The following is a 19252-nucleotide window of genomic DNA, read 5'->3' as shown; positions in this document are numbered from 1 at the left end:
CCCTTTTCCCCATAGGGAAAAGCACTGGTAAACAGTGCTGTTTCCTGTTAGATAAGCGTTTCGGCTCTGTCACGTATGTCCTTGTTTACACATGGTTAACTGCGACCAGAGCGGCGCTGGCCTAGATCTGGCCGTGTTCCGCAAACGAATGCACTTGCCGCCCGGCCACGACGAAATGGTCGAGGATGCGCACGTCCACCAGCGACAAGGCCTGCACCAGCGTGCGCGTCAGCAATAAATCCGATTCGCTTGGTTCCTGCGTGCCGGACGGGTGGTTGTGGGCCAGCATGACGCTGGCCGCGTTGTGCAGCAGCGCCTGCTTGACCACTTCGCGCGGGTACACGCTGGTGTGGGTGAGGGTGCCGCGAAACATTTCGCGGGTGGTGATCAGGCGGTTCTTGACGTCCAAAAACAACACGTGAAACGCTTCGTGCGCCAGGTTGCCCAGGGTCAGGCGCAAATAGTCTTTTACCGCATGCGGCGAACTGAGGGCCTGGCCCGCCTGCAAATCCTCGATGATGGCGCGCCGCGCCAGTTCCATGACTGCTTGCAGCTGGGCGAACTTGGCGCTGCCCATGCCATGCACGGCGGAAAAACTCACGAGGCTGGCGCCAAACAGGCCCCGCAGGGAGCCGAAGTGTTCCACCGTATCGCGCGCCAGCTCCACCGCGCTCTTGCCGCGCACGCCAGTGCGCAGGAATACGGCCAGTAATTCCGCATCCGACAGCGAGTGTGCGCCATCCTCGATCAGGCGTTCGCGCGGCCGTTCTCTGGCCGGCCAGTCCTTGATGCCCATGCTGTTCTCCTGTTTGTCACCGGCGCGAGCCCCAGCATGGCCTTCTTTGACGAAGCCATGGGGCAGGCGCGGCCAGTGTGGCTTACAATATCGTTTTGCATCAGCTACTTGAAAACTCACTATGTCCATCGAGCAACCAGCAGTCGTCACCGAAGCGGCTTACCTCACCCTGCATTATCGTCTTGCTACTGTTGACGGTACTGATATTGTCACTACCTTTAGCGGAAATCCTGCTACCTTGATGCTGGGACAGGGCCAGCTGGCGCCATTCCTCGAGCAGCGCCTGCTAGGCTTGCCTGAGGGCACGCACCATACGTTCGAGCTGGCCGCCGGCGAAGGCTTTGGCGAGCGTAATCCCGAGCTGGTGCAGTCGGTGTCGCGCGCGACGCTGGACGAAAACTCCGTGCCGGGCGCCGACTACAAGATCGGCGACCTGGTCGACTTTGCCGCGCCGGGCGGCGGCCGCTTTGCCGGCGTGCTGCGCGAAATGCGCGAGGACTCCGCCCTGTTCGACTTCAATCATCCGCTGGCCGGTCAGCCGCTGCGCTTTGAAGTCAAGCTCATTTCGGTGCTGTAAAAGGGAATAGCGATGGATAAAGAACTGTTACTGGCCCAGCCCCGCGGTTTCTGCGCTGGCGTCGACCGGGCGATCGAAATCGTCGAGCGTGCCTTGCAGCAATTTGGTGCACCGATCTATGTACGCCATGAAATCGTCCACAACGCCTATGTGGTGGCCGACTTGCGCAACAAGGGTGCCATCTTCATCGACGACCTCGATGACGTACCTGCTGGCAATACGCTCGTGTTTTCCGCGCATGGCGTGTCGAAAGCCGTGCGCGCCGAGGCGGAATCGCGTGGCCTGAGCATTTTTGATGCGACTTGCCCGCTGGTCACCAAGGTGCACATGGAAGTAGGCAAGATGCGCCGCGAAGGCCGCGAGATCGTCATGATCGGCCACGATGGCCATCCCGAGGTCGAAGGCACGATGGGCCAGGCCGATATGGGCATGCATCTGGTGGAAACGCTCGAAGATGTGGCGGCATTGCAGGTCGCCAATCCGGAGAGCCTGGCCTATGTTTCGCAAACAACGTTGTCAGTTGACGACACTAGCGACATTATTGCGGCCTTGAAAGCGAAATATCCGAACATTGCCGAGCCGAAAAAAGGCGACATTTGCTACGCCACTACGAACCGCCAGGAAGCGGTGAAATTCATGGCCCCGCAAGTGGAAGTGGTGATCGTCGTCGGCAGCCCGAACAGCTCGAATTCGAACCGCTTGCGCGAAGTGGCCGAGAAGATGGGCACGCCAGCCTATATGGTCGACAATGCCTCGCAAATCGACCCCGCCTGGCTGGAAGGCAAGCTGCGCGTGGGCGTGACGGCTGGCGCCTCGGCGCCCGAGGTGCTGGTGCAAGCCGTCATCGACCGCTTGAAAGAATGTGGCGTGAAGAGCGTGCGCCCCCTCGACGGGGTGCAGGAAGCCGTGACGTTCCCGATGCCGAAAGGCCTCGATGGCATCAAGCGCGACGTCGCCTGAGCCTGTATGGTTCTTGAGTATCGATGAAATAGTCACCTCAAAACCGAATTTAATTTTGAAATGATTGATTTATTCCAAGTTTAGTTTTTGCAAAAGATCGTTATGATTGCCTCAAGCTTGAATGTGTTGTCGTTATGACTAAGTGATGTCACGCCCGTTTTGAGTGCGTGCACCATGCTGGTGAGAACGATCCAGGGATGGCACTGCAGGAATTCTTCCTCCGGTGCCGTTTTTGTATCAGCGACATGTTCTGGCGGAAGTTGTTCCCGAAAAATGCATATTTGATAGGGCAATCATGGATACATTCATCCAGCAGATCATTAACGGCTTGGTGCTGGGCAGCATGTACGCCTTAGTCGCCCTCGGTTACACGATGGTGTACGGCGTCTTGAACCTGATCAACTTCGCCCACGGCGATGTGCTCATGATCGGCGCCATGGTGGGCTTGACCATCCTCAAGCTGCTGGGCATTTATGTGCCGGACTGGCCCGGCTATCTGAAACTGGCCACCGCCATCCTCGGCGCCATTCCCATCTGTATTCTGGTCAATATCATCATCGAGCGGGTCGCCTACCGCCGCCTGCGCAACGCCCCCCGCCTCGCCCCCCTGATTACCGCCATCGGCGTCTCCATCCTGCTGCAAACCTTTGCCATGATGATCTGGACGCGCAATCCCTTGCCCTTCCCGCAATTGCTGTCGACCGACCCCATCAATGTGGGCGGCGCCGTGATTTCGCAAACGCAAGTGCTGCTGCTGGCCCTGGCCGCCTTGTCGATGGGAGGATTGGTGTTGCTGGTGGAAAAAACAAGAATGGGCCGCGCCATGCGCGCCACGGCTGAAAACCCCCGCGTGGCGGGCCTCATGGGCGTCGATTCCGACAAGGTCATCGTGGCCACCTTTGCCATCGGCGCCGCGCTGGCGGCCGTGGCGGGCGTGATGTGGGGCGCCAACTATGCCTCCATACAATTTTCCATGGGTGCCATTCCCGGCTTGAAAGCTTTCTGTGCGGCCGTGCTGGGCGGCATCGGCAATATCTACGGCGCCATGCTGGGCGGTATCTTGCTGGGCATTATCGAGAGCCTGGGCGCCGGCTATATCGGCGACATCACGGGCGGCTTCCTGGGCAGCCACTATCAGGATATCTTTGCCTTCGTCGTGCTGATCATCGTGCTGACCCTGCGCCCGTCCGGCATCATGGGCGAACGAGTGGCCGACCGTGCCTGATGTGAAACTGGGAGATTAAATCATGGCACTACTCGATTTTGACGCTAAGAAAAATCCGACCAAAGCCTACGCCGGCATGCTGGGCCTGGCCGCGCTGCTGATAGTGTTCCCGTTTTTTGCCGCGCAGTTCGGCAATTCGTGGGTGCGCATCATCGACATGGCCTTGCTGTACATCATGCTGGCCCTGGGCTTGAACATCGTCGTCGGCTTTGCCGGCCTGCTCGACCTCGGCTACATCGCCTTTTACGCCGTGGGGGCTTACCTGACGGCCTTGCTGGCGTCGCCGCAGTTTGCCATCCTGCTAGAATCGGTGGTGAACCAGTATCCCGTGCTGGGCGAAACTCTGGTACAGCTGATGGGGCCGGAAATCCGCGAAAACGGCATCCACCTGTCGATTTGGCTCATCGTGCCGCTGGCCGCCTTTGTTGCCGGCCTGTTCGGCGCCTTGCTGGGCGCGCCCACCTTGAAACTGCGCGGCGACTACCTGGCCATCGTGACCCTGGGCTTTGGCGAGATCATCCGCATCTTCATGAACAATTTGAACGATCCCATTAATTTCACGAATGGGCCGCAAGGCATCAATTTGATCGATCCCATCCGTATCTTTGGCGTCAACCTGGCGGGCGAGGCGGGCACCAACAGCACCGTCGTGGTGGGCGGTTTTTCCATGCCGTCCGTGAATGCGTATTACTTTTTGTTCCTTTTCCTGTGCATCGCCGTCGTGTTCGTCACCAAGCGCCTCCAGCATTCACGCCTGGGCCGGGCCTGGGTGGCCATCCGCGAAGACGAGATTGCCGCCAAGGCCATGGGTATCAATACGCGCAACGTGAAATTGCTGGCCTTTTCCATGGGCGCCTCGTTCGGCGGCGTGGCCGGCGCCATGTTTGCCTCGTTCCAGGGCTTTGTCTCGCCGGAATCGTTCTCGCTGACGGAATCGATCGCTGTGCTGGCCATGGTGGTGCTGGGCGGTATCGGCCATATCCCCGGCGTGATCCTCGGCGGCGTGATCCTCGCCTCGATACCCGAAGTACTGCGCCACGTGGTGGAGCCGGCCCAGCAGGCGCTGTTCGGCCACGTGGTGATCGAGGCGGAAGTGCTGCGCCAGTTGCTGTACGGCTTGGCCATGGTGTTGATCATGCTTAACCGTCCCGCCGGCCTGTGGCCATCGCCGAAGCACGAAGACCGGCCCGACCACGATGTGGACCAGCCGAACAAGTCCACCGGCGTCGTGTCCGCTTAAGGGAGGGATAGCATGAGCGAACAAATCATTCTCAACATCGCCGGCGTGAATAAACGTTTCGGCGGCTTGCAGGCGCTGACCGACGTGGGCATTACCATCCGGCAAGGCCAGATTTATGGCTTGATCGGCCCGAACGGCGCCGGCAAGACCACGTTTTTCAATGTCATCACGGGACTGTACCAGCCCGACACGGGTACCTTCGAGCTGGCCGGCAAGCCGTATTCACCCTCCGCGCCGCACAAGGTGGCCAAGGCGGGCATTGCGCGCACCTTCCAGAACATCCGCCTGTTTGGCGACATGACGGCGCTGGAAAACGTCATGGTGGGGCGCCATGTGCGCTCGCACCAGGGCGTGTTCGGCGCCATCTTCCGCCACAAGGCGGCGCGCGAAGAAGAGGCGTCCATCCGCAAGCGGGCCATGGAGCTGCTCGATTTCGTCGGCATCGCCCAGTTCGCCAACCGCACGGCGCGCTTTTTGTCGTATGGCGACCAGCGGCGCCTGGAAATCGCCCGCGCGCTGGCGACCGACCCGACCCTGCTGGCCCTCGATGAGCCGGCGGCGGGCATGAACGCCACGGAAAAGCTGGCCCTGCGCGAGTTGCTGGTGAAAATCAAGGCCGAAGGCAAGACCGTGCTGTTGATCGAGCACGATGTGAAACTGATGATGGGATTGTGCGACCGCATCACGGTGCTCGAGTATGGCAAGCGCATCGCGGAAGGCTTGCCGGCAGAAATACAACAAAACCCGGCCGTTATCGAGGCTTATCTGGGGGGATCGCACGCATGAGTAACAATGGCTTGAACAACAGCGTACTCAAGGTCGCGGGCCTGCATGTGGCTTACGGCGGCATCAAGGCGGTGAAAGGCATCGATCTGGAAGTCAACGAGGGCGAGCTGATCGCCCTGATCGGCGCGAACGGCGCCGGCAAGACGACGACCTTGAAAGCCATCACGGGCACTTTGCCTGCTTGCAAGATCGAAGGTACGATCAGTTATCTGGGCGAATCGCTCAAGGGCACGAAATCATTTCACCTGGTGGAAAGGAAGCTGGCCATGGTGCCGGAAGGGCGGGGCGTGTTTACCCGCATGTCGATCCGCGAAAACCTCATGATGGGCGCCTATACGCGCACGGACAAGGCGGGTGTCGAGGCCGATATCGAGAAATGGTTCGACGTATTCCCGCGCCTGAAGGAACGGGCGGCGCAGATGGCCGGCACCCTCTCCGGCGGCGAGCAGCAGATGCTGGCCATGGCGCGCGCGCTGATGAGCCATCCGAAGCTGCTGCTGCTTGACGAGCCATCGATGGGCCTGTCGCCCATCATGGTCGAGAAAATTTTCGAGGTGATCCGCAAGGTGTCATCCGAAGGCATTACGATCTTGCTGGTCGAACAGAATGCCCGCCTGGCACTGCAGGCGGCGCACCGCGGCTATGTGATGGATTCCGGGCTGGTCACCATGGGCGGCAATGCGGCCGCCATGCTCGACGACCCGCGCGTGAAGGCGGCGTATCTGGGGGAGTAATCGCGCTCAGGAAGTGCTCAGGCATAAAAAATGCCCCAGCGAGGCTGGGGCATAATGGCATCCGTCGGGGAAGTGCAGGATGGATGCCTGGAGGAGCCGGTAACAGCGGACCGCCGTAGCGGTCGCGCAAGAATTACTTGGCAGCCGTGCGTGGCGCGACTTTTTCAGCCGCTTGCGTGAACTGGTTCACGGCCGAAGTCAGGTTCGCTTCGATGGCTTCAACGGCTTGCTTGCTGGTTTTCGAGAATTGCTCGTAGCCTGCATTGGCGTTGCCGATGGCGCTTTTCAGGATGGCAACGGCGTTTTCCGAACCGGCTGGCGCGTTCTTGGTCACTTCTTCCACCAGCGACAGGACTTTGCGGTTGGTTTCAGCGATTTGCGATTCAGCTGCTTTGCTGAACTCGGCTTGGGTGCCGGACGTGATGGCAGCCAGGTGACGACCGTAAGCGATGGCCTTTTCGGCGCTAGGCTGGGCTTGAGCAGCGCTCAGCGAGAAGAATTCTTGTGGATCTTTTGCCGACAGCAATTGCTTGGCGGCGGCGGTCGATTCTTCCAGCGTTGCCTTGGCAGCGGTCAGGTTCAGTTCGACGATCTTTTCGATGCCTTCGAAGGCTTTGCCCGTCAGCGACGAGAAAAGGGCGAATTGGGCTTCCAGGTTGGCTTTGGTAGCGGACGAAAATTGCTCAGGAATTGAAAACATATAAATCTCCAAAAAATCGAAATCTGGTTAATTTGATGCTGCGTGTACCGTTTGGGAAAGCAGGTGAATCTAAATTTTCAAGCTGAACAAGAATTGTGCAACGCAACAAACCCTATTCTACGGTGAAAAAAACGTAAGTCAAGCGATTCTTGTGCGATGCAACAATTGAATAGATTTGCGTCAAAAGTCTTTGTTTCTAAAGAGAAATATTTGCTTTCTGTGTGTTAATAGTTTGGACTTAAACTATCGTTTCCAGTGGCTGCGGGGACGATTGCGGCGCAGCATGCTAGACTTTGCCTCCCGCACTGGCGCAGCGCCCCGGTGCCGATCCCGTTTCCCGAGTTGATACCATGTCCAATCTTCCCGCCGCAGCCGGCGCCAGCGGCAAAGCCCCCAAAGCCCCTTTCTTGACGACCCTGGCGCCGATGGCCTTGCCCGGTTTCTTTGTGTTGTTATGGAGCACAGGTTTTATTGTCGCCAAGTTCGGCCTGCCGTACGCGCCGCCGCTGACCTTCCTGCTGCTGCGCTTCCTGGGCGTGCTGGTGATCCTGCTGCCGCTGGTGCTGCTGTTGCGTGCGCCGTGGCCCGTGGGACAGTTTCGCCAGATCGCCGTGGCCGGCATCCTGATGCAGGCTGGCTATCTGGCCGGCGTCTGGTGCGCCATCAAGCTGGGCATGCCAGCCGGCCTGTCCGCCCTGATCGTGGGCATGCAGCCTGTGCTGACGGCCTGCGCCGCGCCCCTGATCGGCGAATCCGTGCGCCCGCGCCAGTGGCTGGGCCTATTCTTTGGCTTGCTGGGCGTGGCTCTGGTCGTGTATGCCAAGATCAATCTCGTGGGCCTGACCGTGGAAAGCGTGCTGCTGTGCGTGTTCGCTCTGCTGTCGATGACGGCCGGCACCATGTATCAAAAACGCCACTGTCCCCAATTCGACTTGCGCACGGGCACAGTGGTGCAGTTTGCCGCCTCCATCGTGGTCGTGTTGCCGTTTGCCCTGTATTACGAAGGTCTGGACCTGCATTTCAGCAACGTCCAATGGACGGCGAATTTTGTTGGCGCCTTGCTGTGGTCTGTACTCGTCCTGTCCATCGGCGCCATTTTTCTGCTGTTCGCCCTGATCCGCCGCAGCGATGCGACGAAGGTGACGGGCTTGCTGTACCTGACGCCGCCCACGACGGCCGTGATGGCCTGGCTGATGTTTGGCGAAGCATTTAATATGCTGGGCATCGCCGGCATGCTGGTAGCCGTGGTCGGCGTGGTTTTTGTTGTCAAGAAATAGCAGGAGAGCAGGGCAGTGAGCAAACAAGTATCTGAAACACCGTCGGCGCAGCAAGCCGTGGACGCCGTCATTGTGTCGCGTCGCTCGATCCGCGCCTTTTTGCCCACGCCGGTGGCGCAAGACGATATTGCGCGCATCCTGGAGGTGGCGGCGCGCGCGCCATCGGGCGCCAACATGCAGCCGTGGAAAGTGTATGTGCTGTCGGGTGAAGCGCGTCTGCGCCTGTCGCGCCGCATCCTCGACGCTTATGCCGCACCCAAGGCGCCTGATGCTCCCGCGCGCACGGCGTCGTATACGTATTATCCGCGCCAGTGGACGGCGCCGTTCATCGAGCGCCGCCGCAAGATCGGCCTGGACCTGTATCAACTGCTGGGCCTGGAGCGCGGCGACACGGCCGGCATGGCGGCCCAGCATGGACGCAATTTCCAGTTTTTCGATGCGCCCGTGGGCCTGATCTTTACCATCGAAAGGGTGCTGGAACAGGGGTCCTGGCTCGACTATGGCATGTTCTTGCAAAACATCATGCTGGCGGCGCGCGCGCGGGGACTCGATACCTGCCCGCAAGCGGCCTTCATCCACTACCATGACATCATCCGCGAGGAACTGGGCGTGCCGGCCAGCGAAATGGTGGTGTGCGGCATGGCTCTCGGCTATGCCGACCCGGACAAGATCGAGAACCGCTTGAACACGGAACGCGAGCCGCTGGCGGGCTTTGTTAAATTCATGGATAAATAGACACTCTGGCGATTTGCACAAGCAATCAGCTGATTAAGGAGAGGTTTGTTTGCTGATAGATAACTATTTGTATTTCGTTACTGCAATAAATACTGTTCCAACTGTTAAATAGGCTTGCGATTACTCTGCATTTCGCTACACTGCAATAAGGCAACAGCTTCACGGGGAATTATCGAATGGCTAAGTTTAAACTTGCGCTGGGTATCCTGGCTTCCCTGCTGTTTGCGCTGGCGCCGGCTGCGGCCGTGCACGCCAGGGAGGCGAACGGCAAATCCTCAGCCGCAAAGAAACACAACACCAAGAAAGTCAAAGTCGTGCTGCGTAAGGGTGCGACGGCCGCGCCGCGCGAAAAGACCGTGCGCCGGGTCGTCATGGTGCGTGGCAAACGCAAGGTTATCTATCAAAAAGTCAGCAGCGTGGCCGTGCCCATGGCCGCACCGATGCCCACCATGGGCGACCTGGCCGGCCTGAACCTGACGCGCGATCCGCTCGACCTCAAGTCCAGCGTGGCGCTGGTGCTGGACCAGAACAATTCGGAAGTGCTGTTTGAAAAGAATTCCAATGTGGCCTTGCCCATCGCCTCCATCACCAAGATGATGACGGGCCTGGTGGTGGTCGAAGCGCGCCAGGACATGGATGAAGTGCTGACGATCACGGACGAGGATGTCGACCGTGCCAAGTTCAGCAGCTCACGCCTGAAAGTGGGCTCGCAATTGACGCGTGGCAATATGCTGCACATTGCCCTGATGAGCTCGGAAAACCGCGCCGCCTCGGCCTTGGGCCGCAATTATCCGGGCGGTTTGCCGGCCTTTGTCGACGCCATGAATAGCAAGGCGCGCCAGCTGGGCATGCTCGATACGCATTACGTCGATTCCAGCGGCTTGTCGAAAATGAACGTGGCCAGCGCGCGCGACCTGGGCAAGCTTGCCATGGCCGCCTTCCGCCATCCATTGCTGCGCGAGTACTCGACGGACCCGAAAGCCATCGTCGAAGCCAGTGGCCAGCCCATGCAGTTTGGCAATACGAATCATCTGGTGGCCAATCCGGGCTGGGAAATCGGCTTGCAAAAGACGGGCTTCATCAATGAAGCGGGACGTTGTCTGATGATGCAGGCCGTCATCGAGGGACGGGCCGTGATCATGGTCTTCCTCGATTCCAAAGGGAAACAGTCACGTACGGCCGATGCGGGACGCATGCGCAAGTGGCTGGAAGCACTCAAGCCTGCCAACATGAGCTTGCCTGGCGGTTAATTAAGTTTCAATGCGAATGTCCATGGCAGCGTTGCACTAACTTGCCGTACTAGTCGTACTGTCTTCGTTAGTGCGCCTTGCCCTGAACATTTTTATGCGGCAGTGGTCTAGTCCTGCGGTATAAATCCCAAGGTGACAGAAATCTGGTTGGCCGTCTCGACCAGGTCCACCAGCCACTCATCTTGCAGGCGGTCGGCTGGCGCCGAGATCGACAGGCCGGCGATCAGCTTGCCAGAGTCGTCGCGGATGCCGGCGGCCATGCAGCGCACACCCAGTTCCAGCTCTTCATTGTCACGCGCATAGCCGCGCTCGCGCACCAGGCTCAGCTCGCGCTCGAGTTTTTGCAGATCCGTGATGGAATTCTTGTTGTGTCCGGCCAAGCCCGTGCGCGTGGCGTACGCGCGGATGGCTTTCGGCTCATCGACTGACAGGAACAGCTTGCCGGTCGAAGTCAGATGCAGCGGGCCGCGGCCACCGATGGCGCGCACCACTTGCATGCCAGAGCGCTCGGAAAAGGCGCGGTCGATGTAGACGATCTCGTCGCCCTGGCGCACGGACAGGTTGATGGTTTGCTGGGTTTTCTTGTGCAGCTGGCGCATGAAGTCAAGCGCCGCTTCGCGCACGCTGAGGCGGCTTTTCACCACATTGCCCAGTTCCAGCAGGCGCATGCCCAGGCGGTACGTGCCCGGTTCGATGCGGTCGACAAAGCGCGTCAGCACCATGTCGTTGAGGATGCGGTGCGCCGTCGACGGGTGCAGGCCGGAAACCTTGGACAATTCCTTCAGGCTGACCGGGTCGGAATATTTGGCCAGGGCATCGAGCAGGGCGACCATGCGTTCGATGACCTGGATCGTCGTCTTCGGGGGAGCGACCGGTTCAATTTTCATGATGGATTTGGTGCAATGCAGTATTCATGCTTCTTTATACCATGATGTGAAAAAATAGTGAAATGTTCCGAGATATTCAGCGAATAAATTGTCACAATTCTCATATTGGCCGTCATAATTGGCGGCTGGACGTACTTTGAACCATGGAAAATTATGCAACCTGTCAATGAATTCAAGAGCAAGAGCGGCTTGAAACGGATTTTTTCCGCCTTTTTCTACTCGCTCGACGGCTTGAAGGCGGCCTGGCGCCATGAACATGCATTCCGCCAGGAACTAGGCTTGTTCGTCGTCGGCACGGTGATCGCCTTGCTGCTGCGCATCTCCGCCTTTGAAAAGCTGGTGCTGATCGGCGTGCTGCTGCTGGTATTGATCATAGAATTGCTTAACTCTGCGCTGGAGGCCGTGGTCGACCGCATCTCGCTCGAGCTTCATCCTCTGTCGAAAAACGCCAAGGACTTCGGCAGCGCCGCCGTGCTGCTGACTTGCATCCTGGCCTTTGCTACCTGGGCCGTTGTATTGTTCAACCGCTTTTATTAAGCGTTATATCCCCGTTGCGCACCGCCCATATGCGAAAAACGCATATCAAACGACGAAACGCTTCGTTCTCTTTGCGGCCGTTGCGCCGTAATCTGGTGGCTCTGAAAGTTCAACCATACGGGGATCTTAGATGCTGTCGAAAAAAATCATCATTGCCGCCGCCCTCAGCGCGTTTGCCGTTCTGCAAACGGCGCAAGCTGCCGATATCACCCTGCTCAACGTGTCGTATGACCCGACGCGCGAGTTGTACCAGGATGTGAACACGGCATTTGCCAAGGAGTGGAAAGGCAAGACAGGCGACAACGTCAAGATCAAGCAATCGCACGGCGGTTCCGGCAAGCAGGCGCGTGCCGTCATTGACGGCCTGGAAGCGGACGTCGTCACGTTGGCCCTGGCCTATGACATCGACGCGCTGGCCGAACACAAGCTGCTGGCCGCCGACTGGCAAAAGCGCTTGACGCACAATAGCTCGCCTTACACCTCGACCATCGTGTTCCTGGTGCGCAAGGGCAACCCGAAAGGCATCAAGGATTGGAATGACATGATCAAGCCGGGCGTGTCCGTCATCACGCCGAATCCGAAAACCTCGGGCGGCGCCCGCTGGAACCATTTGGCTGCCTGGGGCTACGCCTTGCGCCAGCCGGGCGGCAACGAAGCCAAGGCCAAGGAATTCCTCGGCAAACTGTATAAAAACGTGCCCGTGCTCGATTCAGGTGCGCGCGGCGCCACCACCACCTTCGTTGAGCGCGGTATCGGCGACGTGCTGATCGCCTGGGAAAACGAGGCTTACCTGGCCGTCAAGGAACTGGGCCCGACCAAGTTCGACATCATCACGCCGTCCGTCAGCATCCTGGCCGAACCGCCCGTCGCCGTCGTCGACAAGTTTGCCGACAAGCACGGTACGCGCAAGGTGGCCGAGGCTTACCTGAACTACCTGTACACGGACGAAGCGCAGGATATCATTGCCAAGAACTACTACCGTCCGGCCACGGACAAGGCGGCGAAGAAATACGCGTCCCAGTTCGCCAAGGTCAACCTGTTCACCATCGAGCAAGTGGCAGGCGGCTGGACGGCAGCACAGAAGGCGCACTTTGCCGACGGCGGCATCTTCGACCAGATCTACCAACCCAAGTAATGTCGGATGGCAATCGGAGACGATTGCCAGACTGTTACCAAAAGGGATCCATCATGGCGCTGCGCAGCTTTTCCGATTACCGGGTACTGATCGTGCCGGGCTTGCATAACAGCGGCCCCGAGCATTGGCAGAGCCGCTGGCAGCGCCTGTATCCGCAATTTGAGCGGGTCGAGCAGGACAACTGGAACGAGCCCGACCTGGCCACCTGGTCGGCGCGTCTGGATCAGGTGCGGCGGCAAGATGCGCGCCCCATCCTGATCGTCGCCCACAGCTTCGGCTGCCTGACGACGGCGCACAGCCTGGCCCGCGACCCGCAGGGCGTGGCCGGCGTGCTGCTGGTGGGGCCTGCCGATCCGGACAAGTTTGGCGTAGCGAAAGCCTTGCCGCAAAAGAGATTGCCTTGCCCCGGCATCCTGATCGCCAGCCAGACCGACCCGTGGATGACGGCCGAACACGCGGCGCAGTGGGCACGGCGCTGGAATTGCAAGTATATTGATGGCGGTGCGCTGGGCCATATCAACGCCGAGTCGCGCCTGGGGGACTGGGTCTACGGCCAGGCGCAACTGCAGACACTGTTTGATCTGGCGCAAAGCGACAAACGCCACCGTCAGGCAGCCTGACACGACGAACATCCTGCCACATAACTTTTCAAGGAGATCACGATGACCTTACGCCTGGGCGATGTCGCCCCTGATTTTGAACAAGACAGCTCGATCGGCAAGCTCAAGTTCCACGAGTGGGCTGGCGATTCCTGGGTGGTGCTGTTTTCCCACCCGGCCGACTTTACCCCCGTGTGCACCACGGAACTGGGCTTGACAGCCAAGCTCAAGCCGGAATTTGACAAGCGCAATGTGAAGGCCATCGCCCTCTCCGTGGACGCTGCCGAGTCGCACAAGAGCTGGATCAAGGATATCGAAGAGACGCAAAACACCGTGGTGGGTTTCCCCATCATCGCCGACGTCGACAAGAAAGTGTCGGTGCTGTACGACATGATCCATCCGGAGCAATCCGTCACGGCTACCGTGCGCTCCGTCTTCATCATTGACCCGAACAAGAAAGTACGCCTGATCCTCACGTATCCGCTCAGCACGGGCCGCAATTTCAATGAAATCCTGCGCGTCATCGATGCCCTGCAACTGACGGACGGCTATACGGTCGCCACGCCCGGCAACTGGCAAGATGGCGACGACGTCATCATTCCCTTGACCGTGCAAGACCCGGACGTGATCAAGCAGAAATACCCGAAGGGCTTTACGGCCGCGAAACCGTACTTGCGCTTGACGCCGCAGCCCAACAAGTAATTCCGGGGTCAGACCCGTCGGGTCTGACCCCAGCATTTGTCTCGGGTATAAATATGTCTAAGAAGCAAAAACGCACCTCATCGGTGCGTTTTTTTTGGCCAGTCGATTCTGCCAGCAAGTATGCAAAATCCATCTAAGCAAATGAGAAATGGTTAGTTCTTTTTATAACGATTGCATGTGATTATTGCGCCCTATAACTCAAAAATGTAATAAGAAGGAGTTTCTATGTCTGCAGCATCAGCAGCACCGCTCAAGGCGCGCGGAGCGCCGTTTCGGGTCATGCCGGGGTTTAAGCTGTCACTGGGCTTCACGCTCTTTTACCTGGCCTTGATCGTCCTCATTCCGCTGTCGTCGGTGTTCCTCAAGACCTTCACCATGACATCGGACGCCTTCTTCAGCGCCGTCACGTCCGAGCGCGTGATGGCGTCGTACCGCCTGACATTTGGCGCCTCGCTGATCGCCGCGCTGCTGAACGTGGTGTTTGGCGGCATCCTGGCCTGGGTGCTGGTGCGCTATAAATTCCCCGGCAAGCGCATCATTGACGCACTGGTCGACTTGCCGTTTGCCTTGCCGACGGCCGTGGCCGGCATCACCCTGACGGCCCTGTACTCGTCGAACGGCTGGTTCGGCCAGTTCATCGAAGGCGTGCTGGGCATCAAGGTGGCGTTCACACCGCTGGGCGTGGTGGTGGCGCTGACCTTCATCGGCTTGCCGTTTGTCGTGCGCACCGTGCAACCGGTGCTGGAAGACGCGGAAAAGGAACTGGAAGAAGCGGCCGCCAGCTTGGGCGCCAATTCATTGCAAACGTTTATCCGCGTCATCTTCCCGACCATCCTGCCATCCTTGTTGACGGGCTTTGCGCTGGCCTTTGCCCGTGCCACGGGCGAGTACGGTTCAGTGATCTTTATCGCCGGCAATATGCCGATGGTGTCGGAAATCACGCCGCTGTTCATTATTACCAAGCTGGAGCAATACGATTACGCAGGCGCCACAGCCATCGCCGTGGTGATGCTGGTGGTGTCCTTCCTGCTGTTGTTGACGATTAACCTGCTGCAAGCATGGACGCGCGGAAAGGCGAAGAAATCATGAGTACGAATACGACTGCCGTCGCTGGCGTGGACAATGCACGGCCGACAGCGCGCCGTTTTGAGCCGAATGTCGGTCCCGTCGTGCTGGAACCTTTGTGGGTGCGCACGGTATTGATCACCATCGCCTTGCTGTTCCTGACGACCTTTTTGATCGTGCCCCTGGTGGCCGTGTTTGCGGAAGCGTTCAAGAAGGGTTGGGAAGCGTATATCGCCGCCATCATCGATCCGGACGCGATTTCCGCCATCAAGCTGACCCTGATCACGGCGGCCATCGCCGTGCCGCTGAACCTGGTGTTTGGCGTGGCCGCCTCCTGGTGCATCGCCAAGTTCGAATTCCGCGGCAAGAGCATCCTGCTGACCCTGATCGACTTGCCGTTTTCCGTCTCCCCCGTGATTTCCGGCCTGATCTATGTGCTGATGTTTGGCGCCCAGGGCTGGTTCGGACCATGGCTGCAGGAACACGACATCAAGATTTTGTTTGCCGTGCCCGGCATCGTGCTGGCCACCATCTTCATTACCTTCCCGTTTGTGGCGCGCGAACTGATCCCGCTGATGCAGTCGCAGGGCAGCGAAGAGGAGGAGGCCGCCCTCGTGCTGGGTGCGTCGGGCTGGAATACTTTCCGCAGAGTGACCTTGCCAAACATCAAGTGGGGTCTGCTGTATGGAGTGATCCTGTGCAATGCCCGTGCCATGGGCGAGTTCGGTGCCGTGTCCGTGGTCTCCGGCCATATCCGCGGCGAAACGAACACCATGCCGCTGCAGGTGGAGATTTTGTACAACGAGTACAACTTCGCCGCCGCGTTTGCCGTCGCCTCCCTGCTGGCCCTGCTGGCGCTGGTGACCCTGGCCCTGAAAGCTTTCATTGAGTGGCGTTTGAACGAGAGCGACGCCGACGATTCCGCCTTACGTTCCACGGAGCACTGATATGACCATCGCAGTTAAAAACATCCACAAGCGTTTTGGCGATTTCGTCGCCCTCGACAATATCTCGCTGGACTTTCCCGCCGGCGAACTGACGGCCCTGCTGGGCCCGTCCGGCTGCGGCAAGACCACCTTGCTGCGCATCATCGCCGGCCTGGAACATCCGGACAGCGGCCAGGTGCTGCTCGATGCGGAAGACGCGTCGAACCGCCACGTGCGCGAGCGCCAAGTCGGTTTCGTGTTTCAACACTATGCGCTGTTCAAGCACATGACGGTGTTCGAAAACGTGGCCTTCGGCTTGCGCGTGAAGTCGCGTAGCGAGCGCCCGTCGGAAGACCAGATCCGCCGCAAGGTGAAAGATTTGCTGGAACTGGTGCAGCTGGACTGGCTGGCCGACCGCTATCCGCCGCAACTGTCGGGCGGGCAACGCCAGCGTATCGCCCTGGCGCGCGCGCTGGCCGTCGAGCCCCGTGTGCTGCTGCTGGACGAACCGTTCGGCGCGCTCGACGCCAAGGTGCGCAAGGAATTGCGCCGCTGGTTGCGCCGCCTGCATGACGACTTGCATGTCACCAGCATTTTCGTTACGCATGACCAGGAAGAGGCGCTGGAAGTGGCGGACCAGGTGGTGCTGATGAACAAGGGTACCGTGGAGCAGCTGGGTTCCCCTGAGCAAGTGTACAACCACCCGGCGTCGCCTTTCGTGTACGGCTTCCTGGGCAACGTCAACCTGTTCCACGGCCGCGTGCATGACGGCGTGATGGCCACGGGCGACGCCAGCTTCGAGGTGCCTGATTACGCGGGCGTGAGCGACAGCAAGGGCACGGCCTATGTGCGTCCGCACGACCTGGAAATCGACCGCTACACGCAGGGTGCCGAAGGCATCGTCGTGAAGCTGAGCCGCGCGCATGCCATCGGCCCGCTGGCCCAGCTGGACTTGCAGCGCATCGATAACAGCGAACTGATCGAAGCGGTGATGTCGAACGAGCGCTTCACCCATCTGCAGCTGAAAGAGGGCGAGACCCTGGTCGTGCGCCCGAAACGATTACACGTGTTCGTTGAACCGACAAGAACCTAAGAGGCTGGAACACTATGAATTTTCAACAACTGCGATCGATCCGCGAAGCGGCCCGCCGCGGCTATAACCTGACGGAAGTGGCGAACGCCCTGTTCACGTCGCAGCCGGGCGTGAGCCGGCAGATCCGCGAACTCGAGGATGAGCTGGGCGTGGTGATTTTCGAGCGCAACGGCAAGCGCTTGACTGGCTTGACGGAGCCGGGCAAGGGCATTCTGAAAATCGTCGACCGTCTCTTGATCGAGGCGGAAAACCTGCAGCAGGCCAGCCTCGAATACAGCGGCCAGACCAGCGGGACTTTGTCCGTGGCGGCCACGCACACGCAGGCGCGCTATGCGCTGCCGAAAGTGGTGCAGGGCTTCCGTGCCGCCTTCCCCGACGTGCGTATTGCGCTACAACAAAGCGCGCCCGAGCACATCGCTGAGTGGGTGCTGTCGGGCAAGACCGATATCGGCATCGCCACCGAAGGCCTGAGCCAGTTCCCCGACCTGGTGTCGTTCCCATGCTACCGCTGGAGCCATCTGATCGTCGTGCCGGACGGCCACCCGCTGCTCGAGCACTCGCCCATCCGCCTGGAAGACCTGGCGAAATATCCCTTGATTACCTACGACAAGGGTTTCACGGGACGGGGCCATATCGACGATGCGTTCACCAAGGCGGGCGTGGCCACCGACATCATCCTCACGGCCATGGATTCCGACGTCATCAAGCAATACGTGGCGCTGGGCCTTGGCGTGGGCATCGTGGCCTCGATGGCCTTCGACCATGGCCGCGACAAGGGTTTAAGGGCAGTGGAAGCGTCGCATCTGTTCGCCACCAACACGACGCGCCTGGCCGTGCGCCGCGGCGCCTATCTGCGCGCCTATGCCTACGAGTTCATCCTGCAGCTGGCGCCGGACCTGACGCGCGAAGATATCGACCGCGCCATGGCGGGAGAAGACGCCCTCTAGGCGATCGCCGCCCTTTGCGCGCGCGTCAGGCTGGCGACGGCGCGCGCATAGCTAGCCTGTACCAGTTCCGCCAGGTAATCAGGCGGGAAGCGCACTACATCAACGATCGTGACCCAGTGAAAGCGGCCCATGTAGCGGGCCGGTTTCACTCCCGGCATGTCCGTCAGTTCGATAAAGCGCTCCGCGCTGACGCGCAGGCTGAAGCGCCACTGCTCGGGCATGCTGGTCTTGAAATAGGCAAACTTCTTGCCGCCCACTTCAACCACGAGGATGTTCGACGGCGCACCGTACAGCACGGCTTGCGCGCCGGGCAGGGCTGCGCAAAAATCTTTCAGTTCATCGCTAGTCATTCGTCAACCGCCATGAATTGTTGCGTCTTGTGGTCGAAAGCATAGGCTGACCCGGCCGGAGAATCCAGCAGGCGGATGAAACGGTCGTCCACGCTGAGCACGGCGCCCAGCGACACGAGGGCCACGTTGGCGCTGTCGTTGATGTAGTCATCGCTTTCGTCGTTGGCCGTGAAGCGCCAGCCGCTGTCGTCGTCATTGTCCGGTTCTTCTCGGTACAGATAGCCGACGGGCGCGCCATCTTCCAGCACGCGTTTGGTGACGAAGCACAGGCCCGCATAGCGGTTGACGAGGTTATCGTCATCGTCGTGCTGCGTATTGATGATGTGGCGCGCTTCGAAGTCGACGGGGTCCTTGGCGTGCAAGTCGGCGATGTAGCCGGGCATGTTGTCGAGCTTGCCCGTGAAATGCCCATGCGGCTCGATCGTCTCCACCAGCACCCACATGCGCTCGGCGCCCGGTGCCTGCGGATCGTCGCTGTGGAAGGCGAAGATCAGCTTGACCACGTCGCCGGGGCGTACCTGGGCGATGGCCTCGGGCGGCGATTTATAGAAGGTGTAAGGGTGGCGCGCTGCCAGATCGGCGGCGTCGGTCAGATGCCAGCTGGGCATGGTATTCCGTCGTCAGAGTTGGGGGAATGTCCATGGTAGCCGATTGCCTGCCAGGATGGCCACCCGTACGCCAGTGCTTTATTTGATGTCATAGGCCGCAATAAAAAACGGGAGGCAAATGCC

The 19252-nt window shown here is 59.6% G+C and carries 22 protein-coding genes; 17 read left to right on the top strand and 5 right to left on the bottom strand.

Annotated features, from left to right (window positions below; translation table 11 throughout):
- Window positions 1–121: 121 nt before the first annotated feature.
- Complete coding sequence (gene radC / locus CLU92_RS14740) at window positions 122–796, bottom strand: DNA repair protein RadC (protein WP_101482483.1); 675 nt, start codon at window positions 794–796, stop codon at window positions 122–124.
- Window positions 797–917: 121 nt separating this feature from the next.
- Between radC and CLU92_RS14735 the strand changes: the two genes are divergently transcribed.
- The 6 genes from CLU92_RS14735 to CLU92_RS14710 all read left to right on the top strand — a co-directional run bounded on the left by CLU92_RS14735 (window position 918) and on the right by CLU92_RS14710 (window position 6318).
- On the top strand, window positions 918–1373 hold the full coding sequence (locus CLU92_RS14735; RefSeq protein WP_101482482.1) for a peptidylprolyl isomerase: 456 nt from the start codon (window positions 918–920) through the stop codon (window positions 1371–1373).
- Window positions 1374–1385: 12 nt separating this feature from the next.
- Window positions 1386–2333 (top strand): 4-hydroxy-3-methylbut-2-enyl diphosphate reductase, encoded by a 948-nt coding sequence (gene ispH, locus CLU92_RS14730; RefSeq protein ID WP_101482481.1) that lies wholly within the window; start codon window positions 1386–1388, stop codon window positions 2331–2333.
- Between the two features lie 295 nt (window positions 2334–2628).
- Window positions 2629–3558, top strand: a complete 930-nt coding sequence (locus CLU92_RS14725; protein ID WP_101482480.1) for a branched-chain amino acid ABC transporter permease — start codon at window positions 2629–2631, stop codon at window positions 3556–3558.
- A gap of 22 nt (window positions 3559–3580) precedes the next feature.
- On the top strand, window positions 3581–4798 hold the full coding sequence (locus CLU92_RS14720) for an ABC transporter ATP-binding protein (protein WP_101482479.1): 1218 nt from the start codon (window positions 3581–3583) through the stop codon (window positions 4796–4798).
- Window positions 4799–4810: 12 nt separating this feature from the next.
- Window positions 4811–5584, top strand: coding sequence for an ABC transporter ATP-binding protein (locus CLU92_RS14715; RefSeq protein WP_070281341.1), 774 nt, complete (start codon window positions 4811–4813; stop codon window positions 5582–5584).
- Complete coding sequence (locus tag CLU92_RS14710) at window positions 5581–6318, top strand: ABC transporter ATP-binding protein (RefSeq protein ID WP_373918065.1); 738 nt, start codon at window positions 5581–5583, stop codon at window positions 6316–6318. The genes CLU92_RS14715 and CLU92_RS14710 overlap by 4 nt, the downstream gene beginning before the upstream one ends.
- Before the next feature lie 133 nt (window positions 6319–6451).
- Here the strand turns inward: CLU92_RS14710 and CLU92_RS14705 are convergent, their stop codons facing one another.
- Window positions 6452–7018 (bottom strand): phasin family protein, encoded by a 567-nt coding sequence (locus CLU92_RS14705; protein WP_101482478.1) that lies wholly within the window; start codon window positions 7016–7018, stop codon window positions 6452–6454.
- Window positions 7019–7368: 350 nt separating this feature from the next.
- Between CLU92_RS14705 and CLU92_RS14700 the strand changes: the two genes are divergently transcribed.
- The 3 genes from CLU92_RS14700 to pbpG all read left to right on the top strand — a co-directional run bounded on the left by CLU92_RS14700 (window position 7369) and on the right by pbpG (window position 10280).
- Entirely contained in the window at window positions 7369–8295 is a 927-nt protein-coding gene (locus tag CLU92_RS14700) for a DMT family transporter (protein WP_101482477.1), read from the top strand.
- 15 nt (window positions 8296–8310) lie between these two features.
- Complete coding sequence (locus CLU92_RS14695) at window positions 8311–9030, top strand: nitroreductase (protein ID WP_101482476.1); 720 nt, start codon at window positions 8311–8313, stop codon at window positions 9028–9030.
- Between the two features lie 176 nt (window positions 9031–9206).
- A complete protein-coding gene (pbpG, locus tag CLU92_RS14690; RefSeq protein WP_101482475.1) occupies window positions 9207–10280 on the top strand; it encodes a D-alanyl-D-alanine endopeptidase in 1074 nt (357 codons plus the stop codon).
- A gap of 107 nt (window positions 10281–10387) precedes the next feature.
- On the opposite strand, the gene CLU92_RS14685 is transcribed toward pbpG, so the two are convergent.
- Window positions 10388–11167, bottom strand: a complete 780-nt coding sequence (locus CLU92_RS14685; protein WP_101482474.1) for an IclR family transcriptional regulator — start codon at window positions 11165–11167, stop codon at window positions 10388–10390.
- A gap of 153 nt (window positions 11168–11320) precedes the next feature.
- Between CLU92_RS14685 and CLU92_RS14680 the strand changes: the two genes are divergently transcribed.
- From CLU92_RS14680 to CLU92_RS14645, 8 genes are all read left to right on the top strand, one after another.
- Window positions 11321–11704 carry a diacylglycerol kinase gene (locus CLU92_RS14680; RefSeq protein WP_101482473.1) on the top strand — a complete coding sequence of 128 codons (384 nt, stop codon included), beginning with the start codon at window positions 11321–11323 and terminating at the stop codon, window positions 11702–11704.
- Window positions 11705–11834: 130 nt separating this feature from the next.
- Complete coding sequence (locus CLU92_RS14675; RefSeq protein ID WP_101482472.1) at window positions 11835–12839, top strand: sulfate ABC transporter substrate-binding protein; 1005 nt, start codon at window positions 11835–11837, stop codon at window positions 12837–12839.
- Window positions 12840–12892: 53 nt separating this feature from the next.
- Complete coding sequence (locus CLU92_RS14670; RefSeq protein WP_101482471.1) at window positions 12893–13459, top strand: alpha/beta hydrolase; 567 nt, start codon at window positions 12893–12895, stop codon at window positions 13457–13459.
- Between the two features lie 42 nt (window positions 13460–13501).
- Entirely contained in the window at window positions 13502–14140 is a 639-nt protein-coding gene (locus CLU92_RS14665) for a peroxiredoxin (RefSeq protein ID WP_101482470.1), read from the top strand.
- Window positions 14141–14419: 279 nt separating this feature from the next.
- On the top strand, window positions 14420–15229 hold the full coding sequence (gene cysT, locus CLU92_RS14660) for a sulfate ABC transporter permease subunit CysT (RefSeq protein ID WP_257562510.1): 810 nt from the start codon (window positions 14420–14422) through the stop codon (window positions 15227–15229).
- The gene (gene cysW / locus CLU92_RS14655) at window positions 15226–16152 is read left to right on the top strand and encodes a sulfate ABC transporter permease subunit CysW (protein WP_101484696.1); all 927 of its coding nucleotides are present in this window, start codon (window positions 15226–15228) and stop codon (window positions 16150–16152) included. Before cysT ends, cysW begins: the two co-directional genes overlap by 4 nt.
- A gap of 1 nt (window position 16153) precedes the next feature.
- Window positions 16154–17224: a sulfate/molybdate ABC transporter ATP-binding protein gene (locus CLU92_RS14650; RefSeq protein ID WP_096237561.1), complete on the top strand. Its 1071-nt coding sequence runs from the start codon at window positions 16154–16156 to the stop codon at window positions 17222–17224.
- A gap of 14 nt (window positions 17225–17238) precedes the next feature.
- Window positions 17239–18171 (top strand): CysB family HTH-type transcriptional regulator, encoded by a 933-nt coding sequence (locus tag CLU92_RS14645; protein ID WP_101482468.1) that lies wholly within the window; start codon window positions 17239–17241, stop codon window positions 18169–18171.
- On the opposite strand, the gene CLU92_RS14640 is transcribed toward CLU92_RS14645, so the two are convergent.
- On the bottom strand, window positions 18168–18521 hold the full coding sequence (locus tag CLU92_RS14640) for an MmcQ/YjbR family DNA-binding protein (protein ID WP_101482467.1): 354 nt from the start codon (window positions 18519–18521) through the stop codon (window positions 18168–18170). The genes CLU92_RS14645 and CLU92_RS14640 overlap by 4 nt on opposite strands.
- On the bottom strand, window positions 18518–19129 hold the full coding sequence (locus CLU92_RS14635) for a DUF2185 domain-containing protein (protein ID WP_101482466.1): 612 nt from the start codon (window positions 19127–19129) through the stop codon (window positions 18518–18520). The genes CLU92_RS14640 and CLU92_RS14635 overlap by 4 nt, the downstream gene beginning before the upstream one ends.
- Window positions 19130–19252 lie beyond the last annotated feature (123 nt).

The organism is Janthinobacterium sp. 61, from assembly GCF_002846335.1.
Lineage (GTDB): Bacteria > Pseudomonadota > Gammaproteobacteria > Burkholderiales > Burkholderiaceae_D > Janthinobacterium.
The sequence above is the reverse complement of the archived record's forward strand: the minus strand, read 5'-3'. Positions and strand labels throughout refer to the sequence as shown.

Excerpts from the sequence above, each read along its gene's own strand:
- CLU92_RS14685 (WP_101482474.1), bottom strand. The coding sequence starts at position 11,167 with ATGAAAATTGAACCGGTCGCTCCCCCGAAGACGACGATCCAGGTCATC.
- CLU92_RS14650 (WP_096237561.1), top strand. The coding sequence starts at position 16,154 with ATGACCATCGCAGTTAAAAACATCCACAAGCGTTTTGGCGATTTCGTC.
- cysW (WP_101484696.1), top strand. The coding sequence starts at position 15,226 with ATGAGTACGAATACGACTGCCGTCGCTGGCGTGGACAATGCACGGCCG.
- CLU92_RS14665 (WP_101482470.1), top strand. The coding sequence starts at position 13,502 with ATGACCTTACGCCTGGGCGATGTCGCCCCTGATTTTGAACAAGACAGC.
- cysT (WP_257562510.1), top strand. The coding sequence starts at position 14,420 with ATGCCGGGGTTTAAGCTGTCACTGGGCTTCACGCTCTTTTACCTGGCC.
- CLU92_RS14720 (WP_101482479.1), top strand. The coding sequence starts at position 3,581 with ATGGCACTACTCGATTTTGACGCTAAGAAAAATCCGACCAAAGCCTAC.
- CLU92_RS14700 (WP_101482477.1), top strand. The coding sequence starts at position 7,369 with ATGTCCAATCTTCCCGCCGCAGCCGGCGCCAGCGGCAAAGCCCCCAAA.
- CLU92_RS14680 (WP_101482473.1), top strand. The coding sequence starts at position 11,321 with ATGCAACCTGTCAATGAATTCAAGAGCAAGAGCGGCTTGAAACGGATT.
- radC (WP_101482483.1), bottom strand. The coding sequence starts at position 796 with ATGGGCATCAAGGACTGGCCGGCCAGAGAACGGCCGCGCGAACGCCTG.
- CLU92_RS14725 (WP_101482480.1), top strand. The coding sequence starts at position 2,629 with ATGGATACATTCATCCAGCAGATCATTAACGGCTTGGTGCTGGGCAGC.
- CLU92_RS14670 (WP_101482471.1), top strand. The coding sequence starts at position 12,893 with ATGGCGCTGCGCAGCTTTTCCGATTACCGGGTACTGATCGTGCCGGGC.
- CLU92_RS14645 (WP_101482468.1), top strand. The coding sequence starts at position 17,239 with ATGAATTTTCAACAACTGCGATCGATCCGCGAAGCGGCCCGCCGCGGC.
- CLU92_RS14735 (WP_101482482.1), top strand. The coding sequence starts at position 918 with ATGTCCATCGAGCAACCAGCAGTCGTCACCGAAGCGGCTTACCTCACC.
- CLU92_RS14705 (WP_101482478.1), bottom strand. The coding sequence starts at position 7,018 with ATGTTTTCAATTCCTGAGCAATTTTCGTCCGCTACCAAAGCCAACCTG.
- ispH (WP_101482481.1), top strand. The coding sequence starts at position 1,386 with ATGGATAAAGAACTGTTACTGGCCCAGCCCCGCGGTTTCTGCGCTGGC.
- CLU92_RS14710 (WP_373918065.1), top strand. The coding sequence starts at position 5,581 with ATGAGTAACAATGGCTTGAACAACAGCGTACTCAAGGTCGCGGGCCTG.
- CLU92_RS14675 (WP_101482472.1), top strand. The coding sequence starts at position 11,835 with ATGCTGTCGAAAAAAATCATCATTGCCGCCGCCCTCAGCGCGTTTGCC.
- CLU92_RS14715 (WP_070281341.1), top strand. The coding sequence starts at position 4,811 with ATGAGCGAACAAATCATTCTCAACATCGCCGGCGTGAATAAACGTTTC.
- pbpG (WP_101482475.1), top strand. The coding sequence starts at position 9,207 with ATGGCTAAGTTTAAACTTGCGCTGGGTATCCTGGCTTCCCTGCTGTTT.
- CLU92_RS14635 (WP_101482466.1), bottom strand. The coding sequence starts at position 19,129 with ATGCCCAGCTGGCATCTGACCGACGCCGCCGATCTGGCAGCGCGCCAC.
- CLU92_RS14640 (WP_101482467.1), bottom strand. The coding sequence starts at position 18,521 with ATGACTAGCGATGAACTGAAAGATTTTTGCGCAGCCCTGCCCGGCGCG.